Origin of the sequence: Spongiimicrobium sp. 3-5 (assembly GCF_046557915.1) — a bacterium.
GTDB lineage: Bacteria > Bacteroidota > Bacteroidia > Flavobacteriales > Flavobacteriaceae > JBHEBG01.
The window spans coordinates 1,156,466-1,176,185 of record NZ_JBHEBG010000001.1; the positions used below are offsets into that span (position 1 = coordinate 1,156,466).

12 protein-coding genes are annotated in these 19,720 nt (G+C 40.3%); 11 read left to right on the plus strand and 1 reads right to left on the minus strand.

Annotated elements, in window-relative coordinates:
• The first annotated feature begins 16 nt into the window (after positions 1 to 16).
• From ACEQ81_RS05150 to ACEQ81_RS05200, 11 genes are all read left to right on the plus strand, one after another.
• On the plus strand, positions 17 to 1,219 hold the full coding sequence (locus tag ACEQ81_RS05150) for a hypothetical protein (protein WP_411029776.1): 1,203 nt from the start codon (positions 17 to 19) through the stop codon (positions 1,217 to 1,219).
• Positions 1,220 to 1,249: 30 nt separating this feature from the next.
• Positions 1,250 to 2,209 (plus strand): hypothetical protein, encoded by a 960-nt coding sequence (locus tag ACEQ81_RS05155; protein ID WP_411029777.1) that lies wholly within the window; start codon positions 1,250 to 1,252, stop codon positions 2,207 to 2,209.
• Positions 2,210 to 2,687: 478 nt separating this feature from the next.
• Positions 2,688 to 3,272, plus strand: coding sequence for an RNA polymerase sigma factor (locus tag ACEQ81_RS05160; RefSeq protein ID WP_411029778.1), 585 nt, complete (start codon positions 2,688 to 2,690; stop codon positions 3,270 to 3,272).
• Between the two features lie 137 nt (positions 3,273 to 3,409).
• Positions 3,410 to 4,630, plus strand: a complete 1,221-nt coding sequence (locus ACEQ81_RS05165; RefSeq protein WP_411029779.1) for a FecR family protein — start codon at positions 3,410 to 3,412, stop codon at positions 4,628 to 4,630.
• An 87-nt stretch (positions 4,631 to 4,717) separates the two neighbouring features.
• A complete protein-coding gene (locus ACEQ81_RS05170; protein WP_411029780.1) occupies positions 4,718 to 8,284 on the plus strand; it encodes a SusC/RagA family TonB-linked outer membrane protein in 3,567 nt (1,188 codons plus the stop codon).
• Positions 8,285 to 8,295: 11 nt separating this feature from the next.
• Positions 8,296 to 9,690: a SusD/RagB family nutrient-binding outer membrane lipoprotein gene (locus tag ACEQ81_RS05175; RefSeq protein ID WP_411029781.1), complete on the plus strand. Its 1,395-nt coding sequence runs from the start codon at positions 8,296 to 8,298 to the stop codon at positions 9,688 to 9,690.
• 137 nt (positions 9,691 to 9,827) lie between these two features.
• On the plus strand, positions 9,828 to 11,012 hold the full coding sequence (locus ACEQ81_RS05180) for a M14 family metallopeptidase (protein WP_411029782.1): 1,185 nt from the start codon (positions 9,828 to 9,830) through the stop codon (positions 11,010 to 11,012).
• Positions 10,993 to 12,558 (plus strand): N-acyl-D-amino-acid deacylase family protein, encoded by a 1,566-nt coding sequence (locus ACEQ81_RS05185; protein ID WP_411029783.1) that lies wholly within the window; start codon positions 10,993 to 10,995, stop codon positions 12,556 to 12,558. The genes ACEQ81_RS05180 and ACEQ81_RS05185 overlap by 20 nt, the downstream gene beginning before the upstream one ends.
• A 1-nt stretch (position 12,559) precedes the next feature.
• Positions 12,560 to 14,098, plus strand: a complete 1,539-nt coding sequence (locus ACEQ81_RS05190) for a glutamate racemase (RefSeq protein WP_411029784.1) — start codon at positions 12,560 to 12,562, stop codon at positions 14,096 to 14,098.
• 10 nt (positions 14,099 to 14,108) lie between these two features.
• Positions 14,109 to 15,416, plus strand: a complete 1,308-nt coding sequence (locus ACEQ81_RS05195) for a dicarboxylate/amino acid:cation symporter (protein WP_411029785.1) — start codon at positions 14,109 to 14,111, stop codon at positions 15,414 to 15,416.
• Positions 15,417 to 15,435: 19 nt separating this feature from the next.
• Positions 15,436 to 16,692 (plus strand): M14 family metallopeptidase, encoded by a 1,257-nt coding sequence (locus tag ACEQ81_RS05200; protein ID WP_411029786.1) that lies wholly within the window; start codon positions 15,436 to 15,438, stop codon positions 16,690 to 16,692.
• Positions 16,693 to 16,749: 57 nt separating this feature from the next.
• Here ACEQ81_RS05200 and ACEQ81_RS05205 read toward each other — a convergent pair whose 3' ends face one another.
• Positions 16,750 to 19,713: a WD40/YVTN/BNR-like repeat-containing protein gene (locus ACEQ81_RS05205; protein ID WP_411029787.1), complete on the minus strand. Its 2,964-nt coding sequence runs from the start codon at positions 19,711 to 19,713 to the stop codon at positions 16,750 to 16,752.
• Positions 19,714 to 19,720 lie beyond the last annotated feature (7 nt).

The following is a 19,720-nucleotide window of genomic DNA, read 5'->3' on the forward strand; positions in this document are numbered from 1 at the left end:
CTTAAAAATTGAAACAATGAAAAACGGGAAGAGATACTTTACATCGGCACTGGCTTTGCTGTTGATGATGGCCTGTGGGTCAAAAACCACTGGTGAGTCGTCCGTCACCCCGGAAGAGCAACAAACTTTTAATACCGCATTGGGTATAGAGGCAGTACCGGAGGAGCTCGGAAAAGCATATACCGATAATTTTAATAGATATACCAAGGTGATCGCGCCTAACGGAAAACCAATACATATAGTTGTCCAAGATGACATTACGGACGAACAGGTGGTGCGCTGTAGAGGTATTCTAGAGCACTTTTTAAAAGATTACCCGGGTTCTAAATTTGGAAGCGACAAAAGTGCCATTGCCAGTAAAATGGCAGAAAATAATGCCGTATTGGCCCTTATGAACGGGCAGGATGATGGCGCAAACCCGGTAAGGGTAAATGCGCAGCCCTTGTTTAAAAATGAAATTCAGGTAGAGGGGCATTCGTGGTATGTGAATCAAAATTATGAGCATAGGGATGCTGCTTTCGAAGAGATATTACATTTTGTCCATGATCATGGCATAGGGGTAGACGGACCTAATACGTTACCTGGGGCAGCTCCTGAATTTCAGCAAGAAATTAGGGCGGCACAGATAAACGGGCTGTCAAATGGGCTCTGGGCCAATGATGCGCGGGCAGCGGATTGGATCAAAGAGTTGGATGAGGAAAATAGCCTTTCACAAGAATATTTGGCAGCAGTAATAGACGTTTATTACGGTTTATGGGGAGCTTGGTCCGAAAGCGAAACGGAAGGTATGCACGGTCTTTACGTATCCAAGGTAAGGGACGAAATAAAAGATGAGGACCCTATGGCCTACGAATTAATGGACAACAAGTTCTTTCATCCTTATTTAACGTACAATGCTAGAATTGATGGGGAATTTGAAGGTACATTTTCATTAAGGTTTAGCGGGTCAATACCCTATTCCCATCATTCCAGATATTTAAAGGACATAACGTTGTTGGGCAGCAAGAATACAAATGTCCGGGTAAATGAATTGAACAATGATATAACGGGCAATGAAGGGGCTAACACGGTGATCTTTTCGGGCAATTTTCAGGAGTATACTGTGCATTCGGACGGTGGAGTAACGACAGTTGCTGATAACATAGCGAATAGAGATGGGGAGAACGTTCTAAGAAATATTGAAAAACTTCAATTTGCAGATCAGACTATCACTCTCTAATTGAAACTTATAAATTTTAAAACGATACATATGACACTTTTAAAAATCAATTATAACATAAACTATGTGTTAGTGGTTGTGCTGTTTTTTACATTAAGCTGTAAAAATGCAAAATCCAACACCGAGAATGGGCCCGAACCTCAAAAAGATGAGGTTTCGGAAGAAACGGATGAGACACAAGATAGAATAGGAGGTTTTTTAGTGGACAAACCTTACAACAACGATACCATAGATTTTTCCAATGTTTCAGTAACTATAAGTGACGATATGAATGTGGTAGGTTTTCCAAGAAAAATGGAGACCTATGGTACCCTATTTGCGGGCATGAAGGCCGTTCCAGATGAATTTTTGAACGAAGTGGCCGAAACCTTTCATCAAATGTTTCCGCAAGACGCAGGGTTAGACCTTAAAAAACAACATGAATTGTTAAACACCATGCTTCAGTACCGCAGTGTTATTCCTGTATTGGAAGGCAGGTATGAGTCCGCATCGGAAGACATTAATGAGGGTCTGGAAAAACTGTCTAACGAGTATTCCGTATGCGATATCATTATGTACAAAGATGGAACCGGTAGGCAGACCATGGAAGTGATAGAACACTTATTGCACTATGTTACGAGCATAGGGTTACATCTAACGGCGCCGGAAGCTTGGAGTTTTACCGATCCAAAATCCGAAGTAACCGTTGCAATGAACAAGGCCATAGATTTGGGGTTGTACAATATTGATGGTTATGAAGATATACTGGAAGAAGCCAAGGAAGTACATCAGCGGGTCATTGTACAAGAATTTGCTTACTGGTTAATAAGCACATATTGGGACCTGCAGGAACCTTATGGACCCATGGAAGAGGAAGAATGGAACATTGACAACAAATCGCAGCTATTGGAAAAGTTGCCCGAGGGATATCATTTGGTCGAAAATACGGTTGCTAAATACATGAGCGCACCTTCTAAAGAGATTTTGGAAAAATTTAGAAAATACAACTAGACTTCTATATGGTATTATTTAAGCTATTTTGAATTCGGCCAGAAACCTTAAGGATTTTTGATAGGGTATAACCGTCGGTAATATTGCCGGTTACGGTATCTGCCATGTTTTCTGTCAAACTATTGGAGAATACACCATCATTGGTATTGGAAGTATCGAAATTACCTTTATGGTCAATGGTTTTTAAACTAAATTTTTAAGGCCTGGGTTTTTAAATCTAAATCTATAAAATTCCCAGAATTAATGAAGATAGTACATTGACAACGATCTAGGTAGAGGGTAGTAAGCACTGTTAACCCTTAAAATCCGTATTATGGGCAAAGCGATAAATTACGATGTACTTTGTTATCTTAAGTTATGGTAAGGATAAGATGATATAAATTTTATTTCTCTGTTAATAAATCTTATATTTCAGTTGGAATGTGTTTTTTGTTAGGATATAATTATAACAAGTATTACACATATAGCACATGTTTAGATGATACAAGAAGGTCTTTGGTTAAAATTGAAGAAAGGCGATAAAAAAGCCTTCGGATCTGTATATGAATTGTGTATTGATGATATGTACGCTTATGGTCTAAAACTTAACGCTAACAAGGAATTGGTAAAGGATTGCATTCAAGAGGTGTTTATAGATATTTTTGAGCATAGAAATAGTATTTCAGAACCCAATAATATAAAATTCTACATTTTAAAATCATTAAAACATACCATATTTAGAAAACTTAAAAAAGAAAGGCGCAATGTGGATATAATGGAGTTTTCCAACTTGGAGTTTAAGCCAGAATACAATATTGAGGATAAAAGAATTCTTGGAGAAATCAACGATTGTAAAATAAAACTGATTAAAAAAGCATTACAATCGCTATCCTCAAAACAAAGAGAGATACTTTATCTTAGGTTTACCATGGGTCTTACCTACCATGAAATCTCGGAAATTGTGAAAATAGATCATAATTCAGTAAGAAAACAAGTCTATAGGGCAATTAAAAAGCTTCGAAACAGTAAAGCTTTCGATGATTATCAGAGTATTATTTTATTTTATTCTAGCCTTACCTACTAGCCTTACCCCGTATAAACAATAGCTTTTCTAGACTTTGCGAGCATATTGCAACCACTACTTAGAATAGATCTGAAAAGAAACTTCAAAAAAAGTGTCCACAGATCATGTAATTTCTTCCCTCTTATATAAATAAGTTTATGCACGATTCTTTTTCCAAATATTTGGATGATGAGAAGTTTATAGAATGGATTAGTAACCCCACTGGCCAGAACGATGATTATTGGGAGGGTTTTATGCGTAAAAACCCCCAAGAAAAGAAAACAATTTTGGCTCTCAAAGAGTATTTGGCCGCTTTGGGCACTAAAGAGGAGAAACTAACGGCTGAGGAGAAACATGAGATTCTGCAGTCCATATATGGTAAAATGGATTTTAAAGAAAAAGATCAACTAAAAGTTCCTGTCCTAAGAAGATTTCTTAAATATGCGGCGGTTTTCGTAGTACTGATAGGGTCAATATTATATTATAGAAGTCAACAAGAAGGGAAAGAACTGAACAGTACAGAGGTGTTTAAGCAGGTGTCCATAGACTCCGTGTTAGAAACTAAATTATTACTGGAAGATGACAATCTGGTTACTATAGCCCAAAAAAAATCCGAAATTGATTATAAAGATTCCAAAGGACCGGTCATTAATGGGAAAGATACCGTAAAGATTGCGGAAAAGGTCGACGGTGAGGAATTGGTTTTAAATCAGCTTGTTGTTCCTTATGGCAAACGTAGCAAGTTAACATTGGCAGATGGTACCGTAGTGCATTTAAACTCTGGTTCAAGGTTTGTTTTTCCCAGACGCTTTGTTGAAGAAAAACGCGAAGTCTATTTGGATGGGGAGGCATTTTTTGAGGTTGCATCAAATAAAGAAAAGCCGTTTAAGGTAAAAGTATTCAAGGATAACGATCTATCCATAGAAGTTGTCGGCACCAAATTCAATGTAAATTCATATGGTTTTCATGATCGTGTGGTAACGGTGCTTACCGAAGGAGAAGTACATTTAAAGGACAACTCTAAAAAATCCCTTTTTTCCAAAGAAAAGAAAACGGTTATGAGGCCGGGTGAGCTTGCTGAATGGAGTGTTAGAGAAAAGCAGATTAAGAACAAGAAAAAAGTAGATATCGATTACTATACTTCTTGGATAGAAGGGATATTTATATTTAGGAGCGAGCCGTTGGAAAGAATAATCAAAAAACTGGAAATATATTACAACGTAAAGATAGATTTGGACGAGGCGGTTCAAAGAAAATTTAGGATTACAGGAAAACTGGACCTAAACGATGACATTGAAAAGACAATGGAAAATCTGGCTTTGGCCGCTTCCTTGAAACATGAAAAAATTAAACTCGATGAATATTTAATATTGAAGTAAAAAAAACCAAGGTATGCTACCAACATACCCTGGCTAAGTAAGCCTGTAAATACATACAGGTATTGTTTAATAACAACTAACTAAATTATGGAAAAAAAACTGTTTCCAGCAGATTCCCTAGGGAATTTTATGGACAAAAGTAAAGAATTGATGAGGTACTTGTCACTGTTTCTACTACTCTTCATGCTTTATTCATTTACGAACTCCTATTCACAGAACACGAAGTTAAAACTGGATTTGAAGGATGCGACCCTCCTCGATATGATTCAGGGTATTGAGCAACAAAGTGATTTCGTTTTTATGTATGGAGATGAAGTGCTACCACTGCTAAATGAAGGAAAGGACAACTTTTTTGTAAAGAACAAGAACATTTACAAAACTTTGGACAAGTGTTTGGAGAATTCAAGGCTAAACTATGCAGTAAATGGGCGTCAGGTAGTCTTAAAGAAGAAGCACGTTGTGCCTTTAAAAACAGAATCAGTATCCCTGCAATTGGAGGTAACGGGCAATGTAAGTGATGATGCAGGCCCCCTTCCCGGTGCAAGTATCGTGGTAAAAGGAACCACTATCGGAACAACTACGGATTTTGATGGTAATTACTCCTTGGAAGTAAATAGTTCGGACGCCATTTTGGTGTTTAGTTATTTGGGCTATACGTCTGCGGAAATACCGGTAAACGGACAAACCGTAGTGAATGCTGTGTTAAAGGAAGATGCTCAGGCACTGGAAGAAGTTGTAGTAACTGCATTGGGCTTTGAAGTGAAAACAGATAAACTGGGCAGTGCCGTGGCAACGGTAAAGGCTGCAGATATTGTAAGATCGGGAGAGACCTCTATTACCAACGGTATCCAAGGCAAAATGTCCGGGGTAAACATAACAAGGAGTAATGGCGATCCTGGTTCTGGCTCCAACATTAGGATTAGGGGTGCCAATACCATTTTTGGTAGCACCCAGCCACTTATTATTGTTGACGGAATTCCTATCAGCAATACCAGTAGACAGGGTAGTGGAAGTAGTGCCACAGGTAACGGTACCTCACAACAATCGCGTCTTAACGATATTAATCCCAACGATATTGCCACACTACAAGTTTTAAAAGGTGCCTCTGCCGCAGCCTTATGGGGATCTCGGGCTTCTAATGGAGTGGTGGTGATCACCACTAAATCTGGGCGAAGAGGATTTAAAGTAGATTTCAGGTCTACAGTTGGGTTCGATGAAGTAAACGTACTCCCAGAGATACAGAGAAATTATGGACAGGGAAACAATGGGGTTTTTATAGAAAACAACGTGCGCTCTTGGGGCGATGAAATATCGGCAAGATCGGGAGGTGCAGATGTATTTGATACTTCTGGAGGCTTCTTTGTGGGAGACCAAACGGGAAGGACCTACTACCCCGTTTTACAAAAGAACTCTAGAGAAACCTTTGTTGATAGAAATTTTGACCAAGCCTTTGGAACCGGAATACTTTTTGAACAATCTCTAAGTATTAGCGGCGGAGACAACGATCAAAACATATTTCTTAGTCTTGGAAATACCGATCAAAATGGTGTGGTAAGAAATAATGACTACAGTAGACATTCGGTTTCTTTGAACGCATCCAAAAAGTTCAACGATTTTATCAAAGTAGGATTTAGAGGAAAGTTCTCTAGGGTAAAGGCCAATAGGGTAGAACAGAACTCAAATACTGCCGGACTTCTATTGGGGCTTAACAGAACACCAGCTGGCTTTAATAACGAAGATTTTACGGGTACCTACACCGATGACACAGGCGCTGAGTTCCCAGGAAGGCATAGAAGTTATAGAAATTCCCTTGGGGCCAATGACAACCCCCTTTACAATAACCCCGGTTGGACGATCAACAAACAGAAATCGCCCAATGTGGTAAACAGACATATTTATGCTGCCGAGCTAGACGTTTTCCCTACCGAGGGTTTAAATCTAAAAGTTAGGGGAGGTATAGATACCTATACCGATGATAGAATTTATTTCTATCCTAGAGGTTCTGCAAGAACTGGTTTAAGACCTAGACTCGAAGGAGGATTTACCCAAGAAGTTATTGCCGAAACCCAATTAAACCTGGATGTTATAGCCAGATATGTTAGGGAATTTAGCGAAAACCTGAGTACAACCTTTGTTCTAGGGTGGAATATAAACGACAGAAAGTTTAAGAGTACTGCTACAACAGGGGGAGACTTTATCGTAAATGAAGAGATTTTCAATTTTACCAATTCCAGGGTCATCCAAGCAGAAAACAGACAAGAAATAATTAGATCTAATAGAGGTTATGCTACGGCAAACTTAGAATTGTACAGGCAATTGTTCTTGGATTTTTCAGGAACGGTAGAAGCCGCTTCAACCATTAATGATCCATTCTTTTATCCTTCTGCGTCAGCAGCTTGGCAGTTTACAAATGCGGAGTTTTTTGGGGAAAATGATTTCTTGAGCTTTGGAAAAGTAAGGGCCAGTTGGGGAAAAGTGGGTATACAGCCAGATGTTTTTAGAAGTGCTACCAACTATGAAGGTGATTTCTCCTATAGTTCAGGGCTTTTCGGAAATTTAACTTCCGTGGCCAATGGTGGCGGATTTAGACTCGATAATAATTTGGGCGATTCTAACCTTAAACCCGAAATAAAGACCGAACTGGAATTTGGACTGGAGCTTCGGTTTTTGGAGAACAAATTGTCTACCAGTTTTAGCTACTATACCAATGAAGTGGAAGATATCCTTTTGGAAATTGATACTTCCCCAAGTAGCGGGTTCACAAGAAAATACACCAATGGGGCATCTCTAGAGAACAAAGGTTTTGAGTTTGAATTTAACTATAGATTGTTTACCGATAATGAAGATTGGAGCTTAATGCCATACGGAACTTTTGCTACCAATAAAAATGAGGTTACCAGCCTTAATGGAGCAGATGTACAAAGATTAACAGGTTTTGGCGTTGGTGATGGCGTAGCAGCCGTAGGCCACCAGATCGGGGCTCTGTTCGGCGGTAAGCTGCCAAGAAACGATGATGGTAGTATCATATTGGATGCCAATGGTTTTCCCGAAGGAGCTCCAGAATTTGACGTCATCGGAGATCCAAATCCAGATTGGACCGCAAGCGTTGGACTACAAGCTAGTTATAAGAACTTTTCCTTCAATGTCCTTTTCGACCATTCGCAAGGAGGAGATTTCTACAATATAACAAGGCAAGTAGATTCTCAGCGTGGACATAGCAAATTATCCGGTAATAAGGTTACCATTCCCTCGGATGGAATACTCGATGTTACAGGAACGAGTTATTCCGCTGGAGAAGTGGTACGTGGAAACCTATTCGATTTTGGTGCAGGGCTGGTACTGTTAGAACAAAATTGGTATCGTGGTAACGGTGCCGGAAACAGAGGTTTCAGTGAACTGTGGTTAGAAGATGCTACCTGGACCAGATTGAGGGAGATATCGCTCAGCTATAGTTTTCATGAAGGGATCATCGATAAACTAGGTTTGTCCGGAATGAGTGTTGGACTTACCGGAAGAAATTTATTTCTATGGACAGATGTTGAAGGGGTAGACCCAGACAAAAATTTTGCTGGGGTAGGTAACTCTAGAGGACTGGACTATTATACCAACCCGTCCACTAGATCCATTTTGTTCAATGTAAATCTTTCATTTTAAAAAAAGGAATTATGAAATTTAAAGATATATATATAGCATTCCTACTAATTTTCAGTCTTGCTTCGTGCGAGAAGTTGGTAGATGACATAAACGAAAACGATCCCAATACCATAAGTAATGTAAATGGAAGAGATTTGTTCATAGGCATTCAACTGGCCGACATCTCGGCGCAGTCGGCTTATTTGGACTGGGTTTCCGGTATTTGGTGTGGGTACTATGTGGGCTCAGGAAGATTTGAGCCTATACAAAACTATCAGTTTGCCGATGTAAATTCCAATACACCTTGGGGCAATATTTATCAAGGTGTGGTAAAACAGGTTAGGGAATTAAGAAGTGGTATAGAATTGTCCAATAAAGATTTCTTTTTTGGAGCTTCAAAAGTGGTAGAAGCACACGCGCTAGGAACAGCTGCCAATCTTTTTGGTGACGTTCCCTTTACCGAGGCTGGAAATGATGAAATCTCTAGCCCTGTCTATGATGCACAGGCTTCGGTTTATGCCAATTTGCAAACCCTATTGGATGAAGCTATTACTGATCTAACAGCTTCCGGCACTACCGGAGGCATAGTAGAAGATCTCTTTTATGGAGGAGATACCAATAAGTGGATTGCCGCTGCCTATACCTTAAAAGCAAGACTATACATGGATGTTGGCGATTACGGCAGTGCCCTGTCAGCAGCTCAACAAGGTATTAACAGTGCCGATGCCACCATGGCATATAGCCCACCAGCGGTGGTAGGTACCGGTGATATAAACCTGTTAAATTCCTTGGCTACCAGTGCAACCGGGGTAGATCTTGCCGTTGATGGGTCTTTCTTGATCGGATTATTGGGAACCGATGCTACTAGCAGAAACAATGGCAAGACAGATGAAGTGGATAGGTATGCCTTTTACTACGATGGTACCGAGATAAATCTTAATGGTATTGCCAAAGACGATGCACCCATGAAGCAAATTTCGTTGGAGGAGAATCTATTGTTGTGGGCCGAAGCACTGCTAAGGACGGGGGGCTCCAATTTTGGTATGGCCCTGCAAAAGTTAAATGAACACCGAACCAATCTTCGCAATGGAGTATATTTTGCGGTTACAACCGGGGTTTACGATGATTATGTTGAAACCGATTTTGATGCAGGAGGGATAGAAAACGTATCGGGTACAATATCTAGGGAAGATGCCCTGTTAAGAGAGATTATTGAGGAGAGGTACGCTACTTTTTTCAACCAGGTTTTGGGATTCAATGATCTAAGGCGTACCAAGAAAGACAACCCGGCAATACAGGTGCCAGTGCCATTTAATGCTGGGGCCGTACATCCAGAAAGGTTTTTATACCCTTTTACGGAAAGAAATACCAACGAGAACACTCCGGCAATTGAAGACATATTTACCAAAACGGAGATTAATCAGTAAGAGTTTGAGTTAGCTAGGTTACCCCCAAATTTAATCAATTGTTTTAGAGTAACGGCTGCTCAAACAGTACTGAGCAGTCGCCTAAAACAATGAGAATCTTTTTTACACATTGTTGGGCCTTGAAAACCATTGGTATTATGATTATATCCATAAAAAAACACGCTTTTCTGATTGGCCTTACAATACTAGTGTGTTGTTGTGGACAAAACAATGAAAACGAAGGTAGAGAGGTAGTGTTTGATACCTCCTTTGCAGGAGCACGTCTCAACAGAATTCAAAAAATAGAAGAGAACAGATATATGGGTTTTATCTTTCCCGAAAATGAACCTATAAACAAAAGCCCTTGGTTTGCTTTTGGTGTAAGTTCTATTAAGGAAAAGGAAATAGAACTCCTTCTGAACTACTGTGATTATAAGCATCGTTACATCCCCAAGTTAAGCACGGACCGTACCACTTGGAAAACGATCGAAGCGTCTAGAATAAAAGTCGATACAACAACGGGTATAGCAACGCTGCGATTATCGGTTTCCCCAAAACCTTTATATGTAGCAGCACAGGAGATTGAAACAACTAAGGATACCTATCGTTGGATGCAGGGCTTCCTAGAGAAAAACCCTGGAATAAAAAAAGAAATGGCCGGGAAAACAGCCCTTAACAATGATAATTATGTGTTGATACAAGAACATGAAGATGTTAAAAATACCTTGGTGTTGGTGGCTAGGCAGCATCCGCCGGAGATTCCCGGAGGAACCATTGGATTTAAAAGCTTTTTTGAAACGATTTTTTCCGATACACAACTGGCAACTGAATTTAGAACCAATTTCAATATCTATACCTTTCCACTCCTAAACCCAGATGGTGTTGATGCAGGTAATTGGCGGCACAATGCCAACGGTGTAGATCTTAATCGGGATTGGATATCGTTTTCGCAGCCAGAAACCCAAATGGTGAAAAAGTTTATGTCAGAGAAAATCCAAAAAGGCCAAAAAATTAGATATGCCATAGATTTCCATACCTCGCATTCCGGACCCTATTTATTGGTGTTAGATGCTATAAATGAAGCTAAAACCCATAAAGTTACACCTCAATGGATTCAAAATATTCAAGCGATGACCAATATTGAGGTAGATGCCAGAAAAAGAAGTCAGGAATTGCCCTACTGTTATAATTATTTTTTTAACGAGTTGGGCGCAGAAGCCGTTACCTATGAAGATGGTGATGAAATAGATAGGGAAGTTATAAAATCAAGAGCAAAGGTTTATGCAGAAGAACTTATGAAAGTATTGTTGAACAAAATTAAAGATGGATCATTTGAGAATTAAGATATCACTTTTGATAGCGCTAACTTTATTTTTGGTTTTCTGCACCCCAAAAACGATCGATGCCGATTTGCTGATTACCAATGGTTTGGTTTATAATGGAATGGATACTATTCCACATAATCTTGGTGTGGCCGTTAAAGGGGATAAAATTGTTTTTATCGGTGATATAGAATCCGTTCGGATAAATACACAAAAAACGATCGATGCTTCGGGCCTCATAGTGGCGCCAGGCTTTATAGATCCGCATACCCATGCCGATCGGGACCTTGTCGACTCAAAAAATGCACACAATCTGCCTTTTATGATGCAAGGCATTACCACGGTTATTGTGGGCAATGACGGAAGCAGCTATTACCCCTCGGAGAAGTATAAGAAGTTATATGAAACACAGAACATAGGCACCAATGCAGTCTTTCTAGTAGGACATGGAACCATAAGGAAAGAAGTTTTGGGAGAAAGCAATGTAGCGGCCAACCAAGAGCAAATTGCCCAAATGCAGGCTTTGGTGAAAGCTGAAATGGAAGCTGGCGCAGCTGGCCTTTCCACAGGATTGTTTTACGCGCCGGGCAGCTATTCCAATACAGCGGAAGTTATTGCCCTTGCTAAAGTGGTTGCAGAAAAAGACGGAATATATGACACCCATTTACGGGATGAGAGTGCCTACACAGTAGGCCTTATCCCGGCCATTGAAGAAGCTATAGAGATAGGCAGACAGGCCAAGTTGCCCGTACACATATCACATATAAAATGTTTAGGGGTAGATGTTTGGCACCAGAGCGATACCATTGTGCAATTGATAAAAAAGGCGCGCAAGACCGGGGTTGAGGTTACCGCAAACCAATATCCCTACAATGCCTCGGCTACAGGCCTAAAGGATGCCGTTGTGCCCCGATGGGCAGAAAGCGGGGGAAGGGATTCAATGATGATACGATATAATGATCCCAGACTTGGACGAAAAATGCTCATAGAAACCAAAAAGAACATCGATAGGCGAGGAGGTCCCGATAAATTGCTCATGGTAAAGGTCGAGAACGATGCTTTCCTCAACAAAAACTTGTTGGAGATTTCCGAGGAGTTGAACCTTTCGCCCGAGGAATCGGTTTATGCAATATTAAAATCAGGATATGTAAGGGTTGCCTCCTTTAATATGATCGATGAGGACATTAAAACTTTTATGCGGCAAGATTGGGTGGTCACTGGTTCTGATGGCAACACGGGACACCCAAGAAAATATGGCTCCTTTCCGCGGAAGTACCACAAATATGTACTGCAGGAAAAGGTAATCGGTTTGGCTTCCTTTATTAACCGGAGTACCGGTAAAACAGCGGAAATTTTTAAAATTGAAAAAAGAGGGAAATTAAAAACGGGTTACTATGCAGATATTATCGTCTTTAACCCCGAGACCTTTAGGGATAATGCGGACTACCAAAATGCCTTTCAACAAGCGGAAGGTCTGGCATATAGTATTATCAACGGACAATTATCCGTGGACCGGGGAAAATACACGGGTAAAATGAACGGAAAAGTACTGACAAAAAACAATTGAGATGAAGCATAAGTTACAATTCTTGGTAGTTGCCGCCTTTTTGTTAGTGGGGTGTAAACAAAATCTTGTAAAAAACAAGATAGAACAAGCAACGGGTAAAAAGGAGAATATTGTAAATACCGTTATTCATGATAAAGAAAGTTTTTATCATATAGATTTCTCCAATTATCCTGATAATGACAAAACCCTTCCCATAGGTGTTTTTGATTCTGGTACAGGAGGGTTAACTGTACTGAAGGCCATTGTTAATTACGATGAAAATGGCAATATCACACACCAAAATGGCAGTGATGGCCAGCTAGATTTTAACAAAGAATCTTTTATCTATTTGGGAGATCAGGCCAATATGCCCTATGGCAACTATTCCAATGAAGACAAATTGGGACTTTTAAAAGAACATATCATCAAGGATGCCCAATTTTTGATGGGCAATAAATATTATGGAAACACTGAAGACCAAACGCCCAAAACAGATAAGCAACCTGTAAAGGCCATTGTAGTAGCCTGCAACACGGCTACCGCCTATGGTAAAGAATCTATAGAGGCGTTCATAAAAAAGGCCAATGCCGATATTAAAGTAATAGGGGTCATAGATGCCGGGGTCCGTGGAGCTTTGGAGACCATCTCAAAAGAAGAAGATGCCATAATCGGAGTGCTGGCAACGGCTGGTACCGTAACCTCAAAAGGATACCACAATACCATTCTAAAATTTAAGGACCAGTTAGGCTATTCAGGAAATATCGAGGTCTTTTCCCAAGGTGGAGTTGGCATAGCTGAAGCTGTAGATGAAATTTCGGATTATTATGATAAAAACTTAAACAAACCTCGAGATGGGTACAAGGGCCCGGGCATACAAGGGAATCTAAAAATTGATAAAACCCTTTTGGATGTATATAATTTTAAATTCGATCATGGTAAAATGCTGTGCGACAACAGCAATCAAAATGACTGTGCTGTTTTGCAGATCAACGATGCGGAGAATTACGTTCGTTACCATTTGGTAAGCCTAATGGAAAAAATCAGAAGATCGGGTACGCCCAACAAGTTAAAATCGTTGATTCTGGGGTGTACTCATTATCCCTATCTAATGAAGGAGATAAATACGGTGCTTAAAGAATTATATGTATACAAGGGCGTTGATGGTTCTTATCCATATAAAAACTATATGACAGAGAATATTCAACTCATAGATCCGGCCGTAAACACTGCCAAGGAACTTTACCAACATTTAAACGAAAAGTCCTTGTTTAACCCCGATGGAAATATCCAGGACAGTGAGTTTTACATAAGTGTGGTCAATAAGGACAACCAAAATAGTCGTACGGACGAAAATGGAAATTTCACCTATGACTATAAATATGGGCGAAATGAAGGGGAGATACAGCAATATGTAAAAGTAGTACCCTTTAGTAGAAATAACATTTCCGATGATATTCTAACCCGTTTTCAGGAACAGATACCGTTTGTTTATAAGCTTATGCAGCATTTCAATAAGGAGAATCATAAGACTGAAAAACTTTCTAAAAAAGCCAAGATTTAACAACATTATTATGAAGAAAATAGCATTACATTGGAAAATATTATTGGGAATGTTTCTTGGAGTCGTTTTAGGATTAATAATGACCAATTTTGAGGGAGGAAAAGGGTTAGTGCAAGATTGGATAAAACCCTTTGGAAAAATATTTATAAACTCCCTAAAACTTATCGCCATACCACTTATTTTGGCAGCCCTGATAAAAGGAGTGTCCGATCTGAAGGATATTTCGAAACTTTCCCAGATGGGTGGGAGAACCATCGGTATTTACATCACCACGACGATTATTGCAGTTTCCATTGGACTGCTTTTGGTAAACCTTGTAAATCCGGGCAAATCCATCACCGAGAAAACCAGGACCGAAATGGTAGGTAATTATAGCGATAATACCACACAGTATAAGCAAACGGCAAAAAATCAAAAAGAGAGCGGTCCGTTAAAAGCGTTGGAAGATATAGTCCCCGATAATATTTTTTCGTCCGCTACTAGTAATAGAAACATGCTTCAGGTAATCTTTTTTGCCATTTTTTTTGGGATAGGGTTGATTTTGATTCCGGAAGAAACAGGCAAGACCGTAAAACATTTTTTTGATGGTTTCAATGAGGTTATACTAAAAATGGTAGATCTTATTATGTTGGCCGCTCCTTATGGCGTATTTGCTTTGCTGGCGGCATTGGTGGTAGAGTCACCAAGTGTGGATTTGTTTAAGGCCTTAGGCTGGTACGCCCTTACCGTTATAATAGGTTTGATAATAATGGTGATGATATATACTACCTTGGTCTTGGTTTTTACCAAAAAGAAACCAGGGTTTTTTATAAAGGGTATCTCACCTGCACAACTGTTAGGATTTTCAACAAGTTCTAGTGCGGCTACCCTTCCTGTTACCATGGAACGCGTAACGGAACATTTGGGAGTAGAAGAAGAAGCGGCAAGTTTTGTATTGCCCATTGGTGCTACGATCAATATGGACGGTACCAGTTTGTACCAGGCAGTAGCCGCTGTTTTTATAGCACAAGCGTTTGGTATGGATCTAAGTTTCTCAACGCAGTTGGGCATAATTGCCACGGCCACTTTGGCATCTATAGGTAGTGCGGCCGTTCCAGGAGCAGGGATGGTAATGTTGGTTGGGGTGCTTGGGTATGCAGGAATCCCCGAAGCCGGTCTGGCCCTGATTTTTGCGGTAGATAGGCCTTTGGATATGTGTAGAACTGCAGTTAATGTAACCGGAGATGCGGCAGTTTCCATGTTGGTGGCCAAATCCATTGGAAAATTGGGAGATCCCAAAATAAAGAACTGGGACGACAACTATAAAAAAGATGAATAACAACCCATAATTACCGCATATGAAACCCGAAACAAATACGCTTAGAATAGAATTTCGCCAACTATTGGCCCTTATGGCTCTTGGTCTGTTTGGCTGTAGCGCTCCTAAAAAAGTTACGTTTCCCGAATCTGTGGATACCAATGATAAAATAATTTCGTATCAAATGAAAAAAACATACGAAATTGAGAAAATGGATGTTTGGGTCAGCAATGAGTTCGATGCTGCACGGGTCAATGGGCTAGAACAAATTAACGATTCTACGATTGCCTTGAGTATAGAACCAGAAAATCTACCCATTAATAAAAGCCCTTATTTTGCATTTAGGACTTGGGCAAAGGAATCCAAGACCGTTTATTTTCGCTTTACCTATCCAAAAGGGTTTAAACATAGATATAACCCTAAAATTAATAAAGATGGGGCTTGGCAAATTGTGGATTCGGTCAACCTAATAAAAGAGGATAGTATAACTACCCTTAAAATAGCAGTGGGCCAAGAACCCCTTTTGGTTGCGGCCCAAGAAATTAATTCCACTGCCCATGTACGTAATTGGTATCAGGATCAGATTGTTGGTACAAACAACTTTGTAAGGTTAAAGAGTGCTGGGAACTCCGGACTTGGGAGAAACCTTCCTGTGTTGGATATTTATAACGGCGATGCCAAAGGCAAGGATATTATTGTACTGCTTACACGCCAACACCCCCCGGAGGTAACCGGATATTTTGCGTTTCAGAGTTTTCTTAAAACAATTGTCGCAAAGACCGACCTTTCCACGGCCTTTCTAAACAAATATCGCGTGCTAGCCTTTCCAATACTAAATCCCGATGGTGTGGATCTGGGCCATTGGAGACATAACAGCCATGGCGTGGATACCAATAGGGATTGGTCTTTATATAAACAACCAGAGGTCAGGAACGTGGTGAGTTTTATAACCAAAACCGCTAAAAAAGATAGAGGAAGAATTGTTTTGGGACTCGATTTTCATTCTACCTATGAAGATGTTTTTTATACCAATAAAAAGAGGAAGGGTACCACATTGCCCAATTTTGTGGAGGACTGGTTTGCATTATTGGAACAGAAGATACCTGGATACAAGGTGAACGAGGCTGCAGGCAACAGTACAAAACCGGTTTCCAAAGGATGGTTTTTATACGGAAAAAATGCAACAGGAATTACCTATGAAATTGGTGATGAAACTCCAAAGGACAGAATACAAGAGATTGGGACAAATTCTGCAAATGCTATGATGGAACTACTTTTAAAGGCATCGGAAAAATAGAGAAAGAAGGTTGTATAATGCTATAAAGAGGACAACCATGATAAGGTATCACGAGCTTTATTCAAGAAACTCTTGAAATGCTTCATTCAGCGTTTTAAATCTTTCGAACGCATCGTTCCCAAGTTTTTGGGGAGCGCTACTTATCATTTTGTATAGATAATCAATATGGTCCTCCAACATAGGCTTGTCATACCTTTCCTCACCTTTCTTTAGGGCGGCTATTTTAGCTTTTATCATTTGCTGCTTCCGGTTAGATTTAGCTGCCTTTAGTTGGCTTTCCAATTGCATTCGTTTTTTGTGTACTTCAAGCAGCAAGGTCGCCGTTTGTAAGGCCAGTAGTTCTTGTTCCTCCAAGTCGAGAACAGTGGTGCCTATTAATTTTAGGTTAGGATGTAATTCATAGTTAAAACTCCTTGTAATTGAGGTATCTTTTAGTTTAAGAGCTACTTTGTATTTGCCGGGAGCCACTTTGGGTCCTTTGAAATCCTTTTGACCTTCCCTCTTTAAATAATGTCTAAGATCCCATTGCGTTTTTCTTAGACCAAGGCCATCTTTTGGTATGTCCGCTAGCTTTTCATATTTACTGTGTATAAGTTTTCCACGTTCGTTGGTGATCTTTACGTAAATAGAATCGGTCTCTTTGGCTACTATGGAAAAATAGAGATTAACCGTATCGTAAATGGTATTTTTGGGAGTATAAAAAAAGTTCTTGGCCCCATCTTCAGGATTAAATTGGCGTAAAACGGAAATATCCTCCAAGACCCAGAAGGAACGTCCCAGAGTAGAAATATTAAGGTTGTCCCTAAATATTTTTAACCCAGTTATGGGAACAACGGGAAGATTGCGCTGAAAAGGCATCCAATCTTCGCCACCATTAAAAGAAATAAACAACCCGAATTCAGTGCCGCAGAATAGTAACCCCGATCTTTGGGGGTCTTCGCGGATTACCCGTACCGGGAAGTCATCTGGAATACCTTTGGTAATCAACTCCCAGTGTTTTCCATAGTTTAGTGTTTTATAAGCGTAAGGGCGGTCGTCACCCAATAAATCCCTATATACTGCCACGTAGGCCTTTCCCGGCTGATGTTTGGAAGCATGTATTTTAGAGACCCTACCATCCGCCGGAAGGCTTTCTGGTGTGATGTTTTCCCAACTACCCCCACCGTTTTTTGAAATATGGATCAGGCCATCGTTAGAACCTGCCCAAATAATACCTTCTTTCAATGGAGATTCCTCTATGGCATAGAGAACGTTATAATATTCTTCACCCGAAATGTCTTCATCTATAGGCCCCCCACTTCGCATCCGAAATTCTGGTTTATTTGCTGTAAGGTCTGGGGATATGTTATGCCAAGTGCGTCCGCCATCAATAGTTTTATGGACGAATTGTGAACCATAATACACCACATTGGCGTTATGCGGAGACACTTCAATGGGTGCTACCCTCTGAAATCTATACGTAATATCATCGGGGTGGTTTCCGTAAAGGCTTTCGGCACCAATGTAGTAGTTCTGTTGAAATCCGGTTCTTCTATCATATACGCCAAATTGCCCTTTACAATTGGTGTATACAACGTTAGGATTGCCAGGTTTGGGCACTACGGGCCCCGTTTCGCATCCGCCTACACTTTCCCAATATTGCAAAGGAGATAACCCATGGGCATCATTGGAACTTAATACGTCTTCCCTAGGGCGTCTACTGGGTACACGGATTGTACTGTTATCTTGCTGTCCAGAATATAGGTAATACGGGTATTGATCGTCAACCTCCATGGAATACAATTCTGCTGTTGATTGATTGAACAAAGACGACCAATTTTGACCCGAGTCTACCGAAACACTGGCTCCGCCATCGTTGCCGCAGATAAAAACATTGGGGTTTGTGGGATTGATCCACATGGCATGATGATCTGCATGTGGATAAGATGGAATGGCTTTCCACGATTTGCCTCCGTCCTTGGAATTCCAAAAAACCTTGGTTCCGGACCACAACTCATCCGCATTTTTTGGGTTTGCAGATAAGTTTGTAAAATAAAAAGGGCGGTACATTATGGAAGTTTTGGTCTTCTTGGGCATAGGAACATATTCCCAGGATTCTCCATAGTCATCACTTTTATAAAGGCCTTCAATATTGGTCTCTGCCTGTACCAATGCCCAAACCCTATCTGGTTTTGCTTCGCTGACTGCAAAATCTATTTTCCCCATTGGGCCTTGCGGTAGTCCTTTGGTGATTTTTTTCCATGTTTCCCCTCCATCCACGGATTTGAAGATTCCACCGGTAGTATCTCCGCTTATGATTGTCCAGGGCCTACGTACCGCACGCCACATGGCGGCGTAAATTATGTTTGGGTTTTTCGGTGCAAATTCAATATCTACTGCCCCAACACTGTCAGATACAAACAGTTTGTTAACCCATGTTTTGCCAGCATCCTCTGACTTATAGATTCCCCTCTCCCTCGAATTACGAAAGGGTTGCCCTATCACTGCTGCAAATATGTTATTAGTATTTATGGGGTCTATTTCCAAAGCTCCTATCTGCCCCGCTTGGCTAAGTCCTAAAAAGTGCCATGTTTTGCCTGCATCTACAGACTTATAAATACCCTTCCCTACAATAACATTACTCCTAATTCCATCGGAACCCGTACCTACATAAACAATATTGGGGTTGGATTGATCTACGGCAATAGCACCTATGGACGGAGTTTCAAAAAAACCATCGGAAATGTTTTTCCAATGATTTCCATTATCTGAAGTTTTCCACAGACCACCACCGGTGGCTCCCATATAAAAAGTGCTAATACTGTCTTGTACACCACATACGGCGGTAACTCTCCCTCCACGGGAAGGTCCGATATTCTTAAACTGAAACACCTCTTTTTTGGCAATACTGTCCCTGCTCTTTGATGATAAGCTATCTTCTTTTTTATGGAACTCGTTTTCTTGGGAAAATACAAACATGCCCACCAATAGGAGTATTCCGTAGATTATCTTTTTGATTGTATTATGGCCCTTATTTTTCAAAATAGTG